The organism is Streptomyces sp. NRRL F-5135 (genome assembly GCF_000719775.1).
Classification (GTDB): Bacteria; Actinomycetota; Actinomycetes; order Streptomycetales; family Streptomycetaceae; genus Streptomyces; species Streptomyces hebeiensis.
The window spans coordinates 482027-500417 of record NZ_JOHR01000007.1 but is presented as its reverse complement, the minus strand read 5'-3'; the positions used below and the strand labels follow the sequence as shown (position 1 = coordinate 500417).

General features: G+C 70.0%; 15 protein-coding genes and 1 tRNA gene. 7 read left to right on the top strand and 9 right to left on the bottom strand.

Annotation, left to right across the window (positions count from 1 at the left end; translation table 11 throughout):
* Window positions 1-162 precede the first annotated feature (162 nt).
* From IG02_RS0114725 to IG02_RS0114715, 3 genes are all read left to right on the top strand, one after another.
* Window positions 163-738, top strand: coding sequence for a TerD family protein (locus tag IG02_RS0114725; protein ID WP_030746701.1), 576 nt, complete (start codon window positions 163-165; stop codon window positions 736-738).
* A 54-nt stretch (window positions 739-792) separates the two neighbouring features.
* Entirely contained in the window at window positions 793-1932 is a 1140-nt protein-coding gene (locus tag IG02_RS0114720; RefSeq protein WP_030746699.1) for a DUF475 domain-containing protein, read from the top strand.
* Window positions 1933-2110: 178 nt separating this feature from the next.
* Complete coding sequence (locus IG02_RS0114715; RefSeq protein WP_030746697.1) at window positions 2111-2848, top strand: TerD family protein; 738 nt, start codon at window positions 2111-2113, stop codon at window positions 2846-2848.
* Between the two features lie 33 nt (window positions 2849-2881).
* On the opposite strand, the gene IG02_RS0114710 is transcribed toward IG02_RS0114715, so the two are convergent.
* Complete coding sequence (locus tag IG02_RS0114710) at window positions 2882-3853, bottom strand: TerD family protein (protein ID WP_030746695.1); 972 nt, start codon at window positions 3851-3853, stop codon at window positions 2882-2884.
* 179 nt (window positions 3854-4032) lie between these two features.
* Here IG02_RS0114710 and IG02_RS0114705 point away from each other — a divergent pair, with 179 nt between their 5' ends.
* The 3 genes from IG02_RS0114705 (at window position 4033) to IG02_RS0114695 (ending at window position 8731) form a co-directional block, all read left to right on the top strand.
* Window positions 4033-5196: an HpcH/HpaI aldolase/citrate lyase family protein gene (locus IG02_RS0114705; protein WP_030746692.1), complete on the top strand. Its 1164-nt coding sequence runs from the start codon at window positions 4033-4035 to the stop codon at window positions 5194-5196.
* A gap of 17 nt (window positions 5197-5213) precedes the next feature.
* On the top strand, window positions 5214-7808 hold the full coding sequence (locus tag IG02_RS0114700) for a phosphoribosyltransferase (protein ID WP_030746689.1): 2595 nt from the start codon (window positions 5214-5216) through the stop codon (window positions 7806-7808).
* A gap of 116 nt (window positions 7809-7924) precedes the next feature.
* The gene (locus tag IG02_RS0114695; RefSeq protein WP_030746686.1) at window positions 7925-8731 is read left to right on the top strand and encodes a hypothetical protein; all 807 of its coding nucleotides are present in this window, start codon (window positions 7925-7927) and stop codon (window positions 8729-8731) included.
* Between the two features lie 176 nt (window positions 8732-8907).
* On the opposite strand, the gene IG02_RS0114690 is transcribed toward IG02_RS0114695, so the two are convergent.
* The 3 genes from IG02_RS0114690 to IG02_RS0114680 all read right to left on the bottom strand — a co-directional run bounded on the left by IG02_RS0114690 (window position 8908) and on the right by IG02_RS0114680 (window position 11299).
* The gene (locus IG02_RS0114690; RefSeq protein ID WP_030746683.1) at window positions 8908-9129 is read right to left on the bottom strand and encodes an FmdB family zinc ribbon protein; all 222 of its coding nucleotides are present in this window, start codon (window positions 9127-9129) and stop codon (window positions 8908-8910) included.
* A gap of 55 nt (window positions 9130-9184) precedes the next feature.
* Window positions 9185-9745, bottom strand: a complete 561-nt coding sequence (locus tag IG02_RS0114685) for a DUF4383 domain-containing protein (protein ID WP_037802901.1) — start codon at window positions 9743-9745, stop codon at window positions 9185-9187.
* A 150-nt stretch (window positions 9746-9895) separates the two neighbouring features.
* Window positions 9896-11299, bottom strand: a complete 1404-nt coding sequence (locus tag IG02_RS0114680; protein WP_030746675.1) for a membrane protein — start codon at window positions 11297-11299, stop codon at window positions 9896-9898.
* Between the two features lie 364 nt (window positions 11300-11663).
* Here IG02_RS0114680 and IG02_RS0114675 point away from each other — a divergent pair.
* Window positions 11664-11738, top strand: a tRNA-Val gene (locus tag IG02_RS0114675).
* Window positions 11739-11812: 74 nt separating this feature from the next.
* Here IG02_RS0114675 and IG02_RS0114670 read toward each other — a convergent pair.
* From IG02_RS0114670 to IG02_RS0114645, 5 genes are all read right to left on the bottom strand, one after another.
* Window positions 11813-12109 (bottom strand): GYD domain-containing protein, encoded by a 297-nt coding sequence (locus IG02_RS0114670; RefSeq protein ID WP_030746672.1) that lies wholly within the window; start codon window positions 12107-12109, stop codon window positions 11813-11815.
* 177 nt (window positions 12110-12286) lie between these two features.
* Entirely contained in the window at window positions 12287-14788 is a 2502-nt protein-coding gene (locus IG02_RS36365) for a glycoside hydrolase family 3 protein (protein WP_078854493.1), read from the bottom strand.
* Between the two features lie 278 nt (window positions 14789-15066).
* Entirely contained in the window at window positions 15067-15924 is an 858-nt protein-coding gene (locus IG02_RS0114655; protein ID WP_051765010.1) for a carbohydrate ABC transporter permease, read from the bottom strand.
* On the bottom strand, window positions 15921-16865 hold the full coding sequence (locus IG02_RS0114650; RefSeq protein ID WP_078854492.1) for a carbohydrate ABC transporter permease: 945 nt from the start codon (window positions 16863-16865) through the stop codon (window positions 15921-15923). Before IG02_RS0114650 ends, IG02_RS0114655 begins: the two co-directional genes overlap by 4 nt.
* A gap of 88 nt (window positions 16866-16953) precedes the next feature.
* Window positions 16954-18255: an ABC transporter substrate-binding protein gene (locus tag IG02_RS0114645; protein WP_030746662.1), complete on the bottom strand. Its 1302-nt coding sequence runs from the start codon at window positions 18253-18255 to the stop codon at window positions 16954-16956.
* Between the last annotated feature and the right edge of the window lie 136 nt (window positions 18256-18391).

Genomic DNA, 18391 nt, shown 5'->3' with positions numbered 1-18391 from the left:
CTCTCCCGTGCGGCGCCGGACGCGCATCGGTACGGGAACGAACCGTCCGCGAACGGCATGAACAGGCGCCCGGCGGGCAGGACGTCAGGCGCGTCGTTGTCCGCGTCCGACGTCCTGGCCGGCCGGCACGGAACGGCAACACCTCATCGGGGAGGAATCAGCATGGGTGTCACACTCGCCAAGGGAGGCAATGTCTCCCTCTCCAAAGCCGCACCGAACCTCACCCAGGTCATGGTCGGACTCGGCTGGGACGCGCGCTCCACCACCGGAGCGGACTTCGACCTCGACGCCAGCGCGCTCCTGTGCGCCTCGGGCCGGGTGCTGGGCGACGAGTGGTTCATCTTCTACAACAACCTCAAGAGTCCGGACGGCTCGGTCGAGCACACCGGTGACAACCTGACCGGTGAGGGCGAGGGTGACGACGAGTCCCTGCTGGTCGACCTCTCCAAGGTGCCGGCGGGTTGCGACAAGATCGTTTTTCCCGTCTCGATCCATGACGCGGACGCCCGTGGCCAGACGTTCGGACAAGTCAGCAACGCGTTCATCCGGGTGGTCGACCAGTCCGACAACAACGAACTCGCGCGGTACGACCTCAGCGAGGACGCCTCCACGGAAACAGCGATGATCTTCGGCGAGCTGTACCGCTACGGCGGCGAGTGGAAGTTCCGGGCGGTGGGCCAGGGGTACGCGTCGGGCCTGCGGGGTATCGCTCTAGACTTCGGGGTCAACGTTTCGTAAAGCTGTACGCTGCGCGGGGGAAAACCCGTTAATCACCAGATGGGGTAGTGGCACGTGATCCTGAAAACCTTCGGCTGGTCGTTCGCCGTCACGGCGCTCGGCCTCGCCTTCGCGGCCTGGCAGTGGGGGTGGGAGGCGTTCGGGGTCGTACTGATCCTGTCGATCCTTGAGATCTCGCTCTCCTTCGACAACGCGGTCGTCAACGCCGGAGTTCTGAAGAAGATGAATGCCTTCTGGCAGAAGATCTTCCTCACGGTCGGCATTCTTATCGCCGTGTTCGGTATGCGGCTGGTCTTTCCCGTCGTCATCGTCGCCATCAGTGCCAAGGTCGGCCCCATCGAGGCCGTCGAGCTGGCCATGCAGGACCCGGGCCGGTACGAGGACCTGGTCACCGACGCCCACCCGGCGATCGCCGCCTTCGGTGGCATGTTCCTGTTGATGATTTTCCTCGACTTCATCTTCGAGGAGCGGGAGATCACCTGGCTGAGCTGGCTGGAGCGGCCGCTGGCCAAGCTCGGCAAGGTCGACATGCTGTCGGTCTGCATCGCCCTGATCGTCCTGCTCGTGACGGCGCTCACCTTCGCGACCCACGCCCACACCAGCACGGGCTACCAGGACAAGTCGGCGACGGTGCTGCTCGCCGGTGTCGCGGGCCTGATCACCTACCTGGTCGTGGGCGGGCTCTCCGGCTTCTTCGAGAACCGCCTCGAAGAGGAGGAGGAGCGCGAGCAGGAGGAGGAAGAGAAGGCGAAGGCGGAGGGCAAGCAGGTCTCCGCGGTCGGCCTGGCCGGCAAGGCCGCGTTCTTCCTGTTCCTCTACCTGGAAGTGCTGGACGCCTCCTTCTCCTTCGACGGGGTGATCGGCGCCTTCGCGATCACGAACCACATCTTCTGGATGGCACTGGGCCTGGGTATCGGCGCGATGTACGTCCGCTCGCTCACGGTCTACCTGGTCCGCCAGGGCACCCTGGACGACTACGTCTACCTGGAGCACGGCGCGCACTACGCGATCGGTGCCCTGGCCGTGATCCTGCTGATCACGATCCAGCACTCGATCAACGAAGTGATCACGGGCCTGGTCGGAGTCGTGCTGATCGCCGCCTCGTTCCTGGCCTCCGTACGCCGTAACAAGGCGCTGGAGGCCGACGAGGGCGGCCAGGGCACCGACAAGGGCAAGGAGGCGCTGCGCGTCTGACGCGCGTGCTCCGGTGAGCCTCTGGTGAGCCGGTCCTCCGGGGTGTGATCCGGAGGGGTTTTCGGGAACGCTCTGAACGGGGCGGCCGACGGGCGCGAGCCTCTCGGCCGCCCTCGTTCTGTGTTCCGCGACATGTTTCCGTGACCGACGGCGAGTTGACGACAGAGGTGGGGTGGGCATGGCCTTCTGGGACAATCTGTTGCCGGGGCAAAGGGCATCACAATTCGACACGGGTCACGCCGTGTCGAACGCCATAGGACTGACCAAGCGGCGGCCGACGATCTCGCTCACCAAGCAGGGCGCGGCCACCGGCAATCTGCGGGTCAACCTCTCCTGGCAGATGCGCACGTCCGACATCGAGCGCCGACGGCAGAGCGGGCGGCTGCTGGGCAATCCGCTCAAGATGTTCAAGCCGGAGGTCGTCCAGGCGCATACGCAGGGCGTGGTCAACGTGGACCTGGACCTCGGGTGCATGTACGAGATGACCGACGGCACGAAGGGAGTCGTCCAGCCGCTGGGCAACTTCCTCGGTGACCTCAACGGGCCGCCGTACGTGAAGCTGAGCGGCGACGACCGGTTCGGCGCGGGCTCGGGCGAGACGGTCTACGTCAACCTCGACCAGAAGGACGAGATCAAGCGATTGCTGTTCTTCGTCTACATCTACGACCAGACGCCGGCCTTCGACCGTACGCACGCCATGGTCACGCTCTATCCGAGCAGCGGCCCACGGGTCGAGATCGAACTGGACGAGGACGCCCCTGAGGCCCGCTCCTGCGCGGTGTTCTCGCTGGAGAAGGTCAAGGGCGAACTGGTCGTGCGGCGCGAGGTGAAGTTCGTCTACGGCTTCCAGGCCGAGCTGGACCGGCTGTACGGCTGGGGCCTCCAGTGGGGGCGTGGCTACAAGACGAAGGCCTGAGAGGCGGCCGCCGTGTGCGGAGACGGCCGGGCTCTAGGAGCGGACGAACTGGGGCCCCATCGGAGGCAGCCGGAAGTTCGGGTCCGGAGCGGGAGCCGCCGCGGCGGCCGGCTGTGGATAGCCGTAGGCGGGCTGGGGCGACGACACCGGTTGGGGATAGCCATAGCTGGGCGGCGCCGAAGGCAGCGCGGGCTGCGGGTATCCGTACGCGGGCGGTACGGCCGGCTGGGCGGGTGGCCGGCCGGGCGGCGGCGGCAGCCGGTCGGCCGCCGGGGCCGGGAGCGCCGAGGTGACGGCCGCGGGGTCGTTGACAGGCTGTCCGGGTGCGGGCCGCTCCGCCTCGGCCTGCGCCGTGTCGGACTCGGCGCCGTCGGTCTGGACGTCCTCGGGCCGGGCGTTTTCGGTCCGGACACCGGCACCCTCCTCCGCCGAGTCGTCCCCCGCGCCCTGCTCGCTCTCGTCGACCGAGATACCGAAGGCCGTGGCCAGCCCCACCAGCCCGGTCGGGTAGCCCTGGCCGACCGCACGGAACTTCCAGCCCTCCCCGCGCCGGTAGAGCTCGCCGCAGATGATCGCGGTCTCCTCGCCGGTCTCGGGCCGTACGTCGAAGACGGCCAGCGGATCGCCGTCGGCCGCACCCGCGTCGTACAGCTCGACCCGCAGGTCGCTCACGTGCTGGAAGCTTCCTCCGTCGGAGGAAGCCGCGAGCACCACCTGTTCGACCGAGGCGTCGAGGGAGGCGAGGTCGGCCTCCACGGTGTCCGTCAGCGTGTCACCGGCCTGCTTCTTGGACAGCCGCCGCACCAGCCCCGACGGGTGCCGCGGCTGGTTGTAGAAGATGAAGTCCTCGTCGGAGCGCACCCGGCCGCCCGCCCCGAGCAACAGGGCGGAGGCATCCACGTCGGGCACCCCGGCGCCCGGGGACCAGCGCAGCACGGCCCGTACGGCCATGGCGTCGAGGGGGACGTTCGAGCCCTTCAGCATCGCGTGCGTCATGCCGGTCATCCTGCCCTCCCGGCGCCCGCGTGGACAACGCGGGGCCGGTCCACGCCGCCCGCCGGCAGGCCGGGTGAACGAGGGGTCACCGGGATTTCATGTACCGGGGGAACTCTTGACACCCGTCCATACGTACTATTACCGGCCACATGACCGACAGGCTATTTTCGGCAGTACGGGGGCTATAAATGCGTCATTACGGGCATGTTTCGCCTGCTGTCCGGAAGCGCTTGTTCCATAAGGAGCCGTGCGACTTCCACGCCGGCTCCCCGGCCGACCTGCTCTCGGCGGCGCTCGGGGCCACGCTCTACAGCCCGGCCACCAGGCCGCGGCTCGCCGACGACGTGCTCAAGCTCGCCCGGCGCGGGGTCGTCTCCATGGTGCTCTGCCTGGAGGATTCCATCCATGACGCCGAGGTCGAGGGCGCCGAGATCAACCTCGTCCGGCAGTTCGAGAAGCTTGCCGAGCAGGGGGCCGAGACCCCGCTGCTGTTCATCCGTGTCCGGGAACCGGAGCAGATTCCCGACCTCGTACAACGGCTCGGCCCGGCTGTCCGGCCGCTGTCCGGATTCGTACTCCCCAAGTTCACCGAGGAGCGCGGTACCCCCTTCCTGGAAGCGCTCGTCGACGCGGAGAGCGTGAGCGGACACAAGCTGTACGCGATGCCGGTCCTCGAGTCGCCCGAGCTGCTGCACCTGGAGACCAGGACCGCCACCCTCACCGGCATCGCCACCACCGTCGACAAGTACCGCGACCGGGTCCTCGCCCTGCGGCTGGGGGTCACCGACTTCTGCTCGGCATACGGACTGCGCAGGTCCCCCGACATGACGGCGTACGACGTGCGTATCGTGGCCGGAGTCATCGCCGACGTGGTCAACGTGCTGGGCCGTGCCGACGGTACCGGCTTCACGATCACCGGTCCCGTCTGGGAGTACTTCCGGTTGCAGGAGCGCATGTTCAAACCGCAGCTGCGGCGCAGTCCCTTCCTCGAAGGCAGCGCCGAGGAACTGCGCACGACGTTGATCGAACACGACATGGACGGGCTGCTGAGTGAGATCGCCCTGGACCGGGCCAACGGACTCCTGGGCAAGACCTGCATCCACCCCTCCCACGTCCCCCCGGTCCACGCGCTCTCGGTCGTCAGCCATGAGGAGTTCAGCGATGCGCAGGACATCCTGCGGCCGGAACGTGACGGAGGTGGCGTGCTGCGCTCGGCGTACACGAACAAGATGAACGAGGCCAGGCCGCACCGCGCCTGGGCCGAACGCACGCTTCTGCGTGCCGAGGTCTTCGGCGTCGCGCGCGAGGACATCGGCTTCGTGGACCTCCTGACCGCGGGCATCCCCCGGTGACGGCCGGCATACCGCCGGTGGATGCCGGTGTCCTCCCGAGCAAGAGAGAGAACCCCGACGTGGTGTGGTCCGGGACATGGGTCGCCGAGCGGCTGGGCGTCACACTCGACGGGGACGAGCGACTGCCCGAGCTGCTCGGCCTGGCACTGCGACGCAACCCCAAACGGGCCCACCTCCTTGTCTCGAACGTGCTGGGCAAGCATGTGCCGCAGAGCCCCGGTGTCGTCCATGGCACGGGCGTGGCACTGGGCGAGCGGGTACGGGCGCTGCTCGGCCGCGACGCGGCGCGGGCGGTGGTGCTCGGTTACGCGGAGACCGCGACCGGGCTCGGCCACTCCGTCGCGGACGGGTTGCGCGACGCCCCGTATCTGCACTCGACGCGCCGCCCCGTCCCGGGCGTGGCCCGGGCGGGCGGCTTCGAGGAGTCGCATTCGCATGCCACCTCCCATCTGCTGCTCCCGGAGGATCCGGGCCTGCTCGCCGGGGAGGGCCCGCTGGTCCTCGTCGACGACGAGTTCTCCACCGGCAACACCGTCCTCAACACCATCAGCGCCCTCCACGAGCGCTACCCACGCTCCCGGTACGTGATCGTCGCGCTGGCCGACCTGCGCTCGGCGGCCGACCAGGGCAGGCTCGCCGAGTTCGCCGACGAGATCGGTGCCAGGATCGACCTGGTCACCCTGGTCACCGGTACGGTCCGGCTGCCGGAAGGCGTCCTGGCCAAGGGCCGGGCACTCGTCGAGGAGCACGAGACCCGTCCGTCGGGCGTTCCGATCCCCGGGACCCGTGTACCGGGACACGGGGCAGGTACGGCGACCACACCGGCGGCGGTGCCGGCCGGGACAGTGCCGGACAGACGACCGGTGGACGGCACCGTGGCGCGCGCCGTCCTCGACTGGCCCGTCGGCCTGCCGGACGGCGGCCGTCACGGCTTCACCCCCGCCCACCGGGCCCGGCTGGAGTCGGCGCTGCCGGGGATGGCCGCCGCACTCGCCGAGCGCCTCACCGACGCCCGGCGCGTTCTCGTCCTCGGCTTCGAAGAGCTGATGTACGCGCCCCTGCGCATCGCCGAGGCCCTGGAAGGCTCCTGCGCGGCCGAGGTGCGGTACTCCACCACCACCCGCTCTCCCGTGCTGGCCGTGGACGACCCCGGATACGCGATACGCAGCCGGCTCGTTTTCCCCGCCCACGACACCGCGGCCTTCCCGGACGGTGACGGCGTCGGCGACCGGTACGCGTACAACGTCGCGGGCGCGGGCTTCGACGCCGTCGTCGCGGTTGTCGACTCCGAGGCCGATTCCCCCGAGCTGCACGCTCCCGGCGGCCTGCTGGCCCAGCTCGCCGAGCACATACCCCAGGTACTCCTCGCTGTCCTGCCCTCCTATCTGCCCACTCCCGCAGGCCCCGAGCACGAGGCGCCGACTTCGCACAGCCGCTCATCGCACGATCCCGAACGGCAGGAAACCTCCATGCTGCCCGAGCCCCTTCGTGGCCCCGCCTTCTCCTCCTACGCGCCCGATGACGTGGGCTGGCTCCTCCAGGACCTGTCCGACGTGGAGCTCGAAGCACCCACGGAGGAGCGTGAGGAGGCCATCCAGAGCGGTGGTGCCCACTACGCGGAGTCCCTTCCTGTCGAATACCAGCCCAATGCCCAGTACCAGCAGCTCTTCGCCTCCGCCCTGGAGACGTCCGCGGCCCGTATCGCACGCGCCGTCGGCACCGTCACCGAGATCGTCCTGACCGAACGCCCGCCCCGCCCGGTGCTGGTGTCACTGGCCCGGGCCGGCACCCCCGTCGGCGTCCTGATGCGCCGCTGGGCCCAACGGCGGCACGGCCTCGACCTGCCGCACTACGCCATATCGATCGTCCGCGGCCGGGGCATCGACACCAACGCCCTGCGCTGGCTCGCCGCCCACCACGATCCCGCCGATGTCGTCTTCGTCGACGGCTGGACCGGCAAGGGAGCCATCACGAGGGAACTGAGCCAGGCGCTCTCGGCGTTCGAAGGCTTCAACCCCGAGATCGCCGTGCTCGCGGATCCGGGCGGCTGTGTACGGACCTATGGCACTCGCGACGACTTCCTGATCCCCTCCGCCTGCCTCAACTCGACCGTCTCCGGCCTGATCTCCCGTACCGTCCTGCGGGCCGACCTCGTGGGCCCACAGGACTTCCATGGCGCGAAGCACTACCGGGACCTCGCCGACGCCGACGTCTCGGGCTACTTCCTGGACACCGTCGCGGCCCGTTTCGCCGAGGTCACGGAGGCCGTGGACACCGACGTCAAGGAACTCCTCCAGGCCGACCGCACTCCCACCTGGGAGGGCTGGGCAGCGGTCGAGAGGATCAGCCGGCAGTACGGCATCCACGATGTGAACCTGGTCAAGCCGGGAGTGGGGGAGACCACCCGGGTCCTGCTCCGCCGGGTCCCCTGGAAGATCCTCGCCCGGCGCGGCGCCGAGGCCGACCTCGCCCACGTCCGGCTGCTGGCCCAGCAGCGCGGGGTACCCGTCGAGGAGGTGGACGGCCTTCCGTACTCCTGCGTCGGCCTGATCCATCCCCGGTACACCCGGGGCGCGACGGGAGCGGACGGCAAGGCGGTGACCGCTTCGTGAGCACCCCCTCCTTTCCCGTGGACCCGGCTCACGCGGCCCCGACTTCCGTTTCCGCGGACGCGGCTCCGGTCAGCTCGGCGCCCGACCCCGCGCGTTCCTCGCCCCACCCACCGGTCCTGGTCGCCAGTGATCTCGATCGGACCCTCATCTATTCGGCCGCGGCACTCCAGCTCTCCATGCCGGACGCCCAGGCTCCCCGCCTGCTCTGCGTCGAGGTGTACGAGAGCAGACCGCTGTCGTATCTGACCGAGACGGCCGCGGGACTGCTCGCCCTGCTGGCCCGGAACGCCGTCTTCGTACCGACGACCACGCGCACTCGTGAGCAATACGGCCGGGTCCGGCTGCCCGGCCCGCCACCCGCGTACGCGATCTGTGCCAATGGCGGACATCTGCTGGTCAACGGCGTGTCGGACCGATCCTGGCACGATCAGGTGATGCGCAGGCTGGGCGACGAATGCGCTCCGCTCGGCGAAATCCGCGCTCATCTGCTCGCCACGGCCGACCCCGCCTGGCTTCTCAAGGAACGGATCGCCGAGGACCTTTTCGCTTATCTGGTGGTCGACCGGGCGCTGCTGCCCGAGGGCTGGGTCAAGGAACTCGCCGAGTGGGCGGAGCCCCGCGGCTGGGCCGTGTCCCTGCAAGGGCGCAAGATCTACGCCGTACCGCGCCCGCTCACCAAGAGTGCCGCGATGCGGGAGGTCGCCCGCAGAACCGGTGCCGGTCGCACTCTCGCAGCCGGCGACTCGCTCCTCGACGCCGACCTGCTCCTCGCGGCCGACCGTGCCTGGCGGCCCGGCCACGGCGAACTCGCCGACGCGGGCTGGAACGCACCCCACGTCGAGTCCGTCGCGGCCACGGGAGTGGCCGCGGGGGAGCAGATCCTCCGTAACCTCATCCGCGCCGCCGCCCCCGCCCTCGCTTGACCATCCGTGTGCCCAGCAAGGCCACGAACGCCGGCCGGCACCGCTGCCGGCGGTATCGTCTCGCTCGCGGGTGTCGCGCTGCTTCTCTCCTCGCCTGGCCGTGTGGCAGGCAGGCGTTCATACGCCCGCTCGCCGTCTGCGCGGCGGACACCAGGGAGGGGCCGAGGAGAGAGGGATCAGCCGCAGCAGCCGCCGCCGCAGCACCCGCCACCGCCGCCGCTCGCGGCGGGTCCGGGCGCGGCGCCCTTGGCCGTACCGCCGACGGCGACGGTGGACAGCAGCTTCACGGTGTCATCGTGGCCCGCAGGGCAGGCGGCGGCGTCCGAGGACTCCGCCATCGGGCGGCTGAGCTCGAAGGTGTCACCACAGGAGCGGCAGCGGTACTCGTATCGAGGCATGGGCCCAGAATATCCGGCCCGTGCGGAGACGCGGCAAGGCCGCGGGCCGCACGGATCAGCCCACTCCCACGCGGCCCTGACCGCCCCGCGCCCGCAACCGCCGCTCGCGTTCCGCCGCCTCCGGGTGGCGAGCCCGCCAGTACGGGTTGTCGTGCGGCAAGGTGGCGCTGACTCTGCCGTACATCCCGAAGAACATCAGCAGGACGCCCACGACAAAGCTGAACAGCACGTTCTGGATATGGAAGGCCAGGAAGTTGTAACTGGTCTCCAGCAGGGCGAGATTGACGAACCCGCTGGCGATGAAGAGGACGCCGATGACCATGTTCAGGGTGGAGGCGATATTTCCGCCGACGACCATGCCGGCGAAGAGGATCAGACCGACGCAGATGGACAACACGCTGAGCGCGCCGTTGGTGTTCAGGCCCGCGACCGTGGCGCCTCCGGTGTCGAAGAAGCCGATTTTGTCGATCAGCCCGAGGATGCCGAAGACGGTCAGGATCAGACCCATCACACCGGCCCCGACACGGTAGACCTGATTGAGGTGGTGATCGAGTGGGAGATGTTCGTCGAGCTTGACGTGCCGCCGGTGCGGGCGACGGAGCGCTTGGCCGGCCATGAGCGGTCTCCTTTGGCATCACATGCGTGTGTCCGGCACGAGGTACTCACGACGTGCTCGGGTACGCATCCAGGATCCGCCCCGGGCGACTCCGGGACAAATTAGGAAAAGCTGGATAGTGGAAGGGGTAAGGCAGGGACAGCGGATACGTCAGCGATGGTGCCCGGAGCCGGAGCCGGAGCCGGAGCCGGAGCCGCGTTCTTCGCGGATCTCCGCGACCACCCGTGCCACTGTGGTGCGCACCGCCTCGGTTTCCGTCAGGAAGCGCCAGTAGTCGGGGTGGCGGCCGTCCAGCGCGGCCACGGCGCGGTCCAGTCGGCCCACGGCGTCGTCCAAGGGGCGGGCATGGCGGGGCTCCGGGGTCGTGCGCCCGGCCATGGCCAGCCGCTGTGCGTCCCGGATCGCGAACCGGGTGCGGTCGATCTCCTGGCGCGGGTCCTGCGCCACGTCATCGAGTCGGCGCAGCCGGTCACCGGCGGCGGAGACCGCCTCGTCCGTGCTGTTCAGCAGGGCGCGGACCGTGCCGAGCAGTGCCGTCGCGTCCGCCCAGCGCTGTTCCTCGCGCGCCGAGCCGGCCTCCCTGAGCTTGTCCTCCGCCTGCCGCACGCTTGCCGCCGCCTGGTCCGGGACCTGCTGGAGGTCCTGCCAGCAGGCCGCCGTGAAGCGGCGGCGCAGTTCGCTCAGAACGGGTTCCACCGAGCCCGCCCGGTTGGCGAGGGCCTGCGCCCGCGTCCGCAGGGACACCAGTCGCCGGTCGATCTCCTGGGCGCGCTCGGGGAGCCCCTCGGCCTCGGTCCGTATGGATTCGGCATCGCGCTGCACCCGCTCGGCGCGCTGGAGGGTCTCGGCCACGCCGTGCCGGCCCGCGCCCTCGTTGAGTTTGGTCAGCTCGGGACCGAGCGTCGCGAGCCGGGCGGCCAGATCGTCCGCGCGCAGACCGGCCGCGCGGGCCGTATCGAGTGCGTTACTCGCGGACAGCAGCGTCTGTTTCGCCCGTTCCACCGCGGGCGCGAGGCGGGCCAGCTGGTTCTCCGCCTTGTCCAGCAGCGGAGCGAGTCCTTGCTCGAAGCGGTCCAGCTCGCTCTTGATCCGGTTCAGCTCGTCCTTGGCCTTCTCCAGTTCGCTCCGGGCCCGGGTCGCGGTGGACGGTTCCAGGTCGTCCCGGTCCAGGTCATGGGCGTCGACGGCGCTGATGTAGCGGTGGCTCACCTCGTCGATCCGCCGGCCCAGCGCCGCGAAGTCGGACTCCGCGCGCCGTGCCCCCGGGGAACTGTCCACTGCCGTGATCGTCTCGATCGAGATCCGCAGCCCGCGCTGGGCCGTGTCCAGCTCGTAGAACGCCGCGGCCGCGGCATCCTTCGCCGCCTGCGCCTCGGCCCGTCGATTTTCCCCACGCCCACCGAACCAGCGCCTCGTTCCCCCGCCGGCGAAGGCGTGAGGGACGACGGTCACGATCAGCGGCACCGGCAGCAGCGCCAGGGTGAGGACATCGAGGACATCACGGACGGCACTCGGCTTGGCTCTCGCCTGCGGCTGCGCGTGTATGGCCGTCACATCCCTCTCCCGTGCCCTGTTCGCCCTCGTGTGGCCGAATGGTCCACTGCCTCCGACCTGTTCGGCCGGGGTCCATTCTCCCACCAGGTAAGGACGAACACACGGGCCGGTCGGTTCGCGGGCCGGCAGCGAACGCCATCGTCAGCGTCTTCCCGTTCAGGGCGAACGACTTCCTCTCGACCAGCGCTTCGGAGACATCGGCGGTGCCGCAGCCTCCGACGCAAACCCCGAGGAGCCCCCACCGTACGAACCCGCGGCCCGGCCCCCGATCCGGCGACCCACTCTTTCCAGGGTGCGAATATCCCCCTGCCCCATCGGTTTGCGGCCCGGCCCCGTGGGCCATGTACGCTGTTGACTCGTCCGAGGGTGCGTAGCTCAGGGGTAGAGCGCTGCTCTTACAAAGCAGATGTCGGCGGTTCGAAACCGTCCGCGCCCACCAGCACGAAGGCCCCCGACCGATCATGGTCGGGGGCCGCTGTGCGCGTGGCCGCTTGGCCCTGCGCCGGGTGGTCGTCAGCCGGCCGCCTTGGCGATGATGTGCTCCATTTCCTCTCGGCCGAAGGCCCGCAGCGTTGTGGAACGGACGTTGCCCACCCCGCCCAGTCGCAGGAGTGCTGCCGTGGCGGTTTCGTCGTCAGGCGCCTCGACAATGGCCACGAGGTCGTACGGGCCGACGGTCCAGTAGATATTCAGGAGCCTGGCCCCGAGCCCTTGTGCCGCTGAGCCGAAGGCCTCGGCGCGCTCAGCGGTGTCCTTGTAGTTTCGGACCCCTTGATCGGTCCAGCTCAGTAAGGCGACGTACGTCGGCATGTTCTCTCACCCTCACGAGGAGACAGATCGCGAGGTCAAGCCTGCACACCCGGGATGGGACCCGCATGAGGTGCGCACCCGAACGAGCACCCGAGCAGTACGAGCGACCACAGGCAGGTGAAAGCCCGCGCACGGGGCCGGGCCGCTCAGCCCTTCCGTTCCCGTGGCCCAGGGGGCTCACGTGCCGGCTCGTGGGTCGGTGGCGGGATGGTCGGTGGTGTGGTCCGCGGGGCCGGGGACGTTGGTGGGCGGCGACACGGTGAGGCGGGCGTGCAGTGCGCGGGTGTGGTCGACGTGCCGGACCGGGCCCGTCAGGGCGGCCCGGGCCGTGAGGCGGATGTCGGTGCTGGAGGCGCCCAGGCGCAGCTCCAGCTCGCCGGGTTCCACGATCCGGCGGCCGTCCCGACCGGTGAAGGACGCCAGGTCGGCGGGGACGGTGATCGTCACCGTGACCCGCTCGCCCGGCTCCAGGGGCACCCGTACGTAGCCGATCAGCCGCTGGACCGGCTGGACCACCGAGGCCACCGGGTCGTGCAGGTAGAGCTGGACCACCTCGGTGCCCGGCCGGGACCCGGTGTTGCGGACGGCGAAGGACAGCCGCACCGAGCCGTCCGTGCCGGTGGTGAGCCCGCCGTCGGTCTCCAGGTCGGACCAGGCGAAGGAGGTGTACGTCAGGCCGTGACCGAAGGCGAAGGCCGGAGTCGGGTCGATGGTGGACACGTCGTTCGCCCGGCCCAGGGGCGGCGCGAGATACGTGGACGGCTGGGCGCCGGGCAGTACGGGGATGCTCACGGGGAGCCGGCCCGAGGGGTCGATACGGCCGCTCAGCACCCCCGCCACGGCCGGAGTGCCCTCCTGACCGGGGAAGAAGGTCTGGACGATCGCGGCCGCCGCGCCCGCCGCGGGCCCGGTCGCCCCGCCCGCCGCCGCTGCGCCCAGTACGTATGGCCGGCCCGCCAGCAGTGTCACCACCACCGGCGTCCCCGTGCCGAGCAGGGCGTCCAGCAGCGGTCCCTGCACGCCGGGCAGGGCGAGGCTCTCCGCGTCGCAGCCCTCGCCGCTCGTTCCGCGCCCGAACATGCCCGCCCGGTCGCCCAGCGCCGCGATCACCACGTCCGCGTCGCGGGCGGCGCGTACCGCCGCGTCGAAACCACTCGTGTCGGTGGTGTCGATCCCGGCACCGGCCACGGTCACGATCTCGCTGTCGGGGAACTCCGCCGTGAGTGCCTCCCGCAGCGTGGGCAGCGGGATGCCCACCGGGGTGTCCGGGTGCAGGCCGCCGATGTGCACGGGGAAGGAATAGCAGCCCAGCACGGCCGTGGGTGTCTCGGCCTGCGGACCGACGAGCGCGATCCGGGCCGGGCGGCCCAGCGGGAGGGTGCCGTCGTTGCGGAGCAGGACCACCGACCGTTCCGCCAGCCGCCGGGAGATCTCCCGGTGCGCGGGCGCGTCCAGGCTGATCGTGCCGCGCAGTCGCGTCGCGTCCAGTCCCGCCGAGTCCCGTGGCTCTCGCTCCGGTCGCGCCGGGTCCCGCGGTTCCGGGGCCGACCGTTCGGTCTCCGGCCGCGCCGTCTCCTGCCCCGTCGCGTTCCGCGGCGTCCCGGCCGGGGCGGGCTCGGCCGGAGCGGCCTCGGCCAGGGCGGGTGGTACCGGGCTCCAGTCGGGGTCCAGCAGCCCCAGTTCCGCCTTCTGCGTCAGAACCCGGCGCAGCGCCCGGTCCACGGTCTCCTCCGACAGCCGTCCCGCCGCGACCGCCTCGCGCAGCGGCTGCCCGTACGTCTTCACCGTCGGCAGTTCGACGTCGACTCCCGCCGTGAGGGCCGCCGTGGCGGCCTCGCCCCAGTCACCGGCCACGCGGTGCAGCGTCTTGAGGAAGGCGACGCCGAAGTAGTCGGCGACCACCGTGCCCTCGAAGCCCCAGGTGTCCCGGAGCAGGCCGGTCAGCAGACCCTCGTCCGCGGCGGAGGGCAGCCCGTCGGTGTCGGTGTACGAGTGCATCACGGACCGTACGCCGCTCTCCCGTACGGCCATCTCGAAGGGCGGCAGAACGACGTCGGCGCGCTCCCTGGGGCCCATGCTCACCGGGGCCAGATTGCGCCCGGCGCGCGAGGCGGAGTACCCCGCGAAGTGTTTGAGGGTCGCGACGATCCCGGCGGACTCCAGACCCTGGACATAGGCCGTGGCGACCGTGCCGACCAGGTAGGGGTCCTCGCCGATGGTCTCCTCGACCCGGCCCCAGCGGGCGTCGCGCACCACGTCGAGCACGGGAGCGAGTCCCTGGTGCAGGCCCACGGACCGCATGTCGCGGCCGATCGCGCGCGCCATCTCCCGTACGAGGCCGGGGTCGAACGACGCGCCCCACGACAGCGGGACGGGATAGGTCGTGGCGCCCCAGGCGGTGAAGCCGGCCAGGCACTCGTCGTGGGCCATGGCGGGGATGCCGAAACGGTTCGAGGCGACGATGCGCTCCTGGGTGCGCAACAGGGACAGCGCGCCCAGCGCCGGGTCGACCGGGACCGTGCCGAACGGGCGGGTGAGCTGTCCGAGGCCGTGCGGCAGCAGTTCGTCGAGGGCGGGCGGCCGGTCCATGTCGTGCTGGTGCGGCGCGACTTCGGCGCCCTCCGCGGAGGCACCGGCCCACAGGCCGTAGAGCTGGGCGAGCTTCTCCTCCAGGGTCATGGCGGAGATCAGGTACTCGACCCGGGCGGCTCGTCGCGCCTGCCGCTCGGAGGGGACGAGGCCGGGCTCCGCGCACGTGCGGGAGCCCGGGGGATTCGAGGAGTCCGGCGAATCGGAGGAGTCCGAGGTGTTCGGCGGGTTCGGGGAACCGGAGGAGTTCGACGTGTCCGGCGGGGTCGCCGAGTTCGGGAGGTCCGAGGAGTTCAGGGGGTCGGGGGAGTCCTCCGAGGGACGCGAGGCGGTGGCGTCGGAGCGGGTCTCGGCAGTCACGTTGTCGTTCACTTTCCTCCGACGCCCATCAGCCCCTGGACCAGGGCTCGACGGGCGAACAGGTAGACGAGCAGGACAGGGAGCGCGGACAGCACCACGGCCGCCAGCAGGGCGGGGATGTCGATGCCGTACTGCGTCTGGAAGTTGTAGAGCCCCAGCGTGAGTACCTTCGTCTCCTCGGACTGGGTCAGGACGAGCGGGAAGAGGAAGCCGTTCCACGCCTGGAGCGAGGAGAACACCACGATCGTGGCGACACCGCCCCTGGACAGCGGCAGCACGAGCTGGAAGAAGACCCGCCGGGTGGTCGCCCCGTCGATGGCCATGGCCTCGAAGAGTTCGTCGGTGATGTCGCGCATCGTGCCGGTGAGGATGAGTGCGCAGACGGGCAGGCAGAAGGCGGCGGTGGGCAGGATGACGCCGAGGAGATTGTCGTACAGGCCCGCCGTGCTGATGACGTAGAACATGGGGACGATCACCGCTTGGGCCGGTACGGCGAGACCGAGCAGGAAGAGCCGGAAGACGCGGCCGGTGGCGGGCCCGCGCCCCCGCACGATGGAGAACGCGAGGGGCGGTACGAGGACCAGCACGATCACCACGACGCTCGTCGTGACGATCATGGTGTTGAGGAAGTAGCGGCCGAAGCCGCTGGAGAAGTCGCGCACGTAGTTGGCGAGGGTGAGGTGCTCGGGGAACGACAGCGGGCCGCCCGTGCTGTAGTCGGGGCGGGTCCGCAGGGACGCGCCGAGCATCACGTAGAGGGGGAGGGCGACCAGGCACAGCCACAGCAGCGCGCCCAGCGCCGCGAGGTAGTTGGGCCGGTGGCGACGGGGGGCCGGGCGATGGCGCCGGGCGTACGCGCCGGTCACAGGCCCTCCTTCGGGCTCGCCATCCTGTCGTAACCGGACAGCCGCACGACGATCAGCGAGATCATCGTCGCCACGATCACCAGCAGCAGCGCGATCGCCGCGCCGGCGCCGAAGTCGAAGCTCTTGAAGGCCTTTTGGTACATGTAGAAGGCGCTGATCGTGGTCTCCGTACCCGGTCCGCCCTGCGTCAGGATCAGTACGGTGTCGAAGGTCGTCAGCCCTCCGACCACCATCAGGATCACCGAGGTGATGACCGAGTTGCGCAGCTGCGGCAGTGTGATGTGGAAGAACTGCCGTACGGTCCCGGCGCCGTCGATGGCCGCCGCCTGGTAGAGGACCTCGGGAATGGCACGGGTCGCGCCCTGGTAGATCAGTGTGTGCAGCGGCGTGAACTGCCAGGTTCCGACCAGTACGAGGACGGCGATCGCGCCGGTGCGCGAGCCCAGCAGATTGCCGTCCCCGAAGAGCCAGCGAGCCTGCGCCGGCACCCCGAAATTGGGATCGAGCAGCGCCCGCCACAGCACGGACACGGCGGTGGCGGACAGCAGCAGCGGTACGAAGAAGATCGCGGACAGGACAGCGCGGTTGCGCTGCGGTCCGGCCGCCCAGACGCCGAGCAGGATGCTCAGCGGCGTCTGGGTCACCACCCCGAGCGCGGTGAGCAGCACGCTCAGCCACAGGCTCTTGATCATCACCGGGTCGTGGAGCAGGGTGACCCAGTTGTCGAGGCCCACGAACTCCGGTGCGCCGATGCCGCCCCAACTGGCGAAGGACAGGACGGCGACCAGCAGCAGCGGGACGATCGCGAACAGGGCGAAGAAGAGGGTGGCGGGCAGCGCCCAGCCGAGGCCGGGGCGGGCGACCGCGCGGTCGGCCGGGCCGGTGCCCGGGGGCGGCGGGCGGCGCCGGTCGCTCTTCGCCGGGGCGGCGAGGGTAACCATCTCGGGTGTCACTCCCAGCTCTCGGTTCGTTCGCATGGGCCGCGCGGCGATGGGCGATCGGCCGCCCCGGGCGTTGCGAGGGGAGACGTCAGGACGTGCTCAAGGACTGCATCGCCTTGATGAAGCCGTCCGCGTCGGTCTGTCCGTTGAAGAACTGCTGTACGGCCTGGTGCAGCGGAGTGGCGTTGGTCTGGAGATATGCCTGGTCCCACGAGAGCTGGAACGAGGGAGCCCTGTCGACCATGTCGAACTGGTACTTCAGGTACTCCGCGTTGTCCGCCGAGGCCAGGAACTTCTCGGTGTTCGTCGTGGTGGGCAGGTTGCCGATGGCCAGCTGGGCCTTGACGAAGTCGTCCGAGTACATCAGTTTCAGGAACTTCGCTATGTGCTCGGCGTGCTTGGTCTTCTTCAGCACCGAGTAGAAGTTGTTGGTGTTGCCGACGACGGCGGCGGGGTCGCCCTTGCCGCCCGCCACGGTGGGGAAGGCGCTGTAGCCCAGGTCCTTCGTGGCGAAGTCCGGGTTCGCGTCCTGCTGCGTCGAGAACTCCCAGGAACCCATCAGCTCGAAGGCGGCCTTGCCGCTCGCCAGCAGCGCGGGTGACCCGCCGTCGGTGAACTTGACGGAGTCGTAGTTGGTGCCGAACGCCCCCGCGTCCACCAACTGCTTCAGCATGCTCAGCGCCTTCCGGCTGTCGGCGCTCTCCCACACGCTCTTGTCGCCCGCCAGTGCCTTCTTGAGCAGTTCCGGCCCCGCGATCCGGTCGTACAGGTACTCGAACCACATCAGGGTCGGCCACTGGTCGCCGCCGCCGAGCGCGATCGGGGTGATCCCCTCGGCCTTCAGCTTCTTCACCGCGGCGAGCAGTTCGTCCCAGGTCCTCGGCGGCTGTACGCCCGCGTCCGCGAGCACCTTCCGGTGGTGGAAGAGCAGGACCGGCTGGGTGCCGCGCATGGGGACGCCGTACGCCTTGCCGTCGACCGCCGCCGTGTCGAAGACCGACGGCAGGAACTTGGTCTCCAGCCCGGCGGCGTCCGGGCCCAGTTCGTCGAGCGGCAGCAGCAGGCCGGCCTTGACGAAGGGCTGGATGCTGCCGCCGCCCCAGTTGAAGAAGACGTCCGGCGCCTGCGGGGTGTTGATGATGGTCTGGAGCTTCTGCTGGTAGTCTGCGCCCGGAACGGTGTCCAGCACCGCCTTGACGTCGGAGGTCTTGTTGAAGGTCGCGACGATCTCCTTCTCGACCTTGTTCGCCGCGTCGCCGTAGACGAGTACGTGGAACTCCGCGGCGCCACCGGCGGAGCCGCCGCCACCACCGCAGGCCGCGAGACCCAGGGCGAGGGCGAGGGCCACGCCGCCGGCGACGGATCGAGGAAATCGTGCGCGTAATGACATCGATCGGCCTCTCGAAAGTATCGGTTGCTTTGCCGAAAGTATCCGTCGAGTGACCGTAGGACTCCGCTCCTGAGTGGTCAACAGCCCCGTCGTCGCGCGACCAAACCGTTACCGAGGGCCCTGGTCATATCTGGTG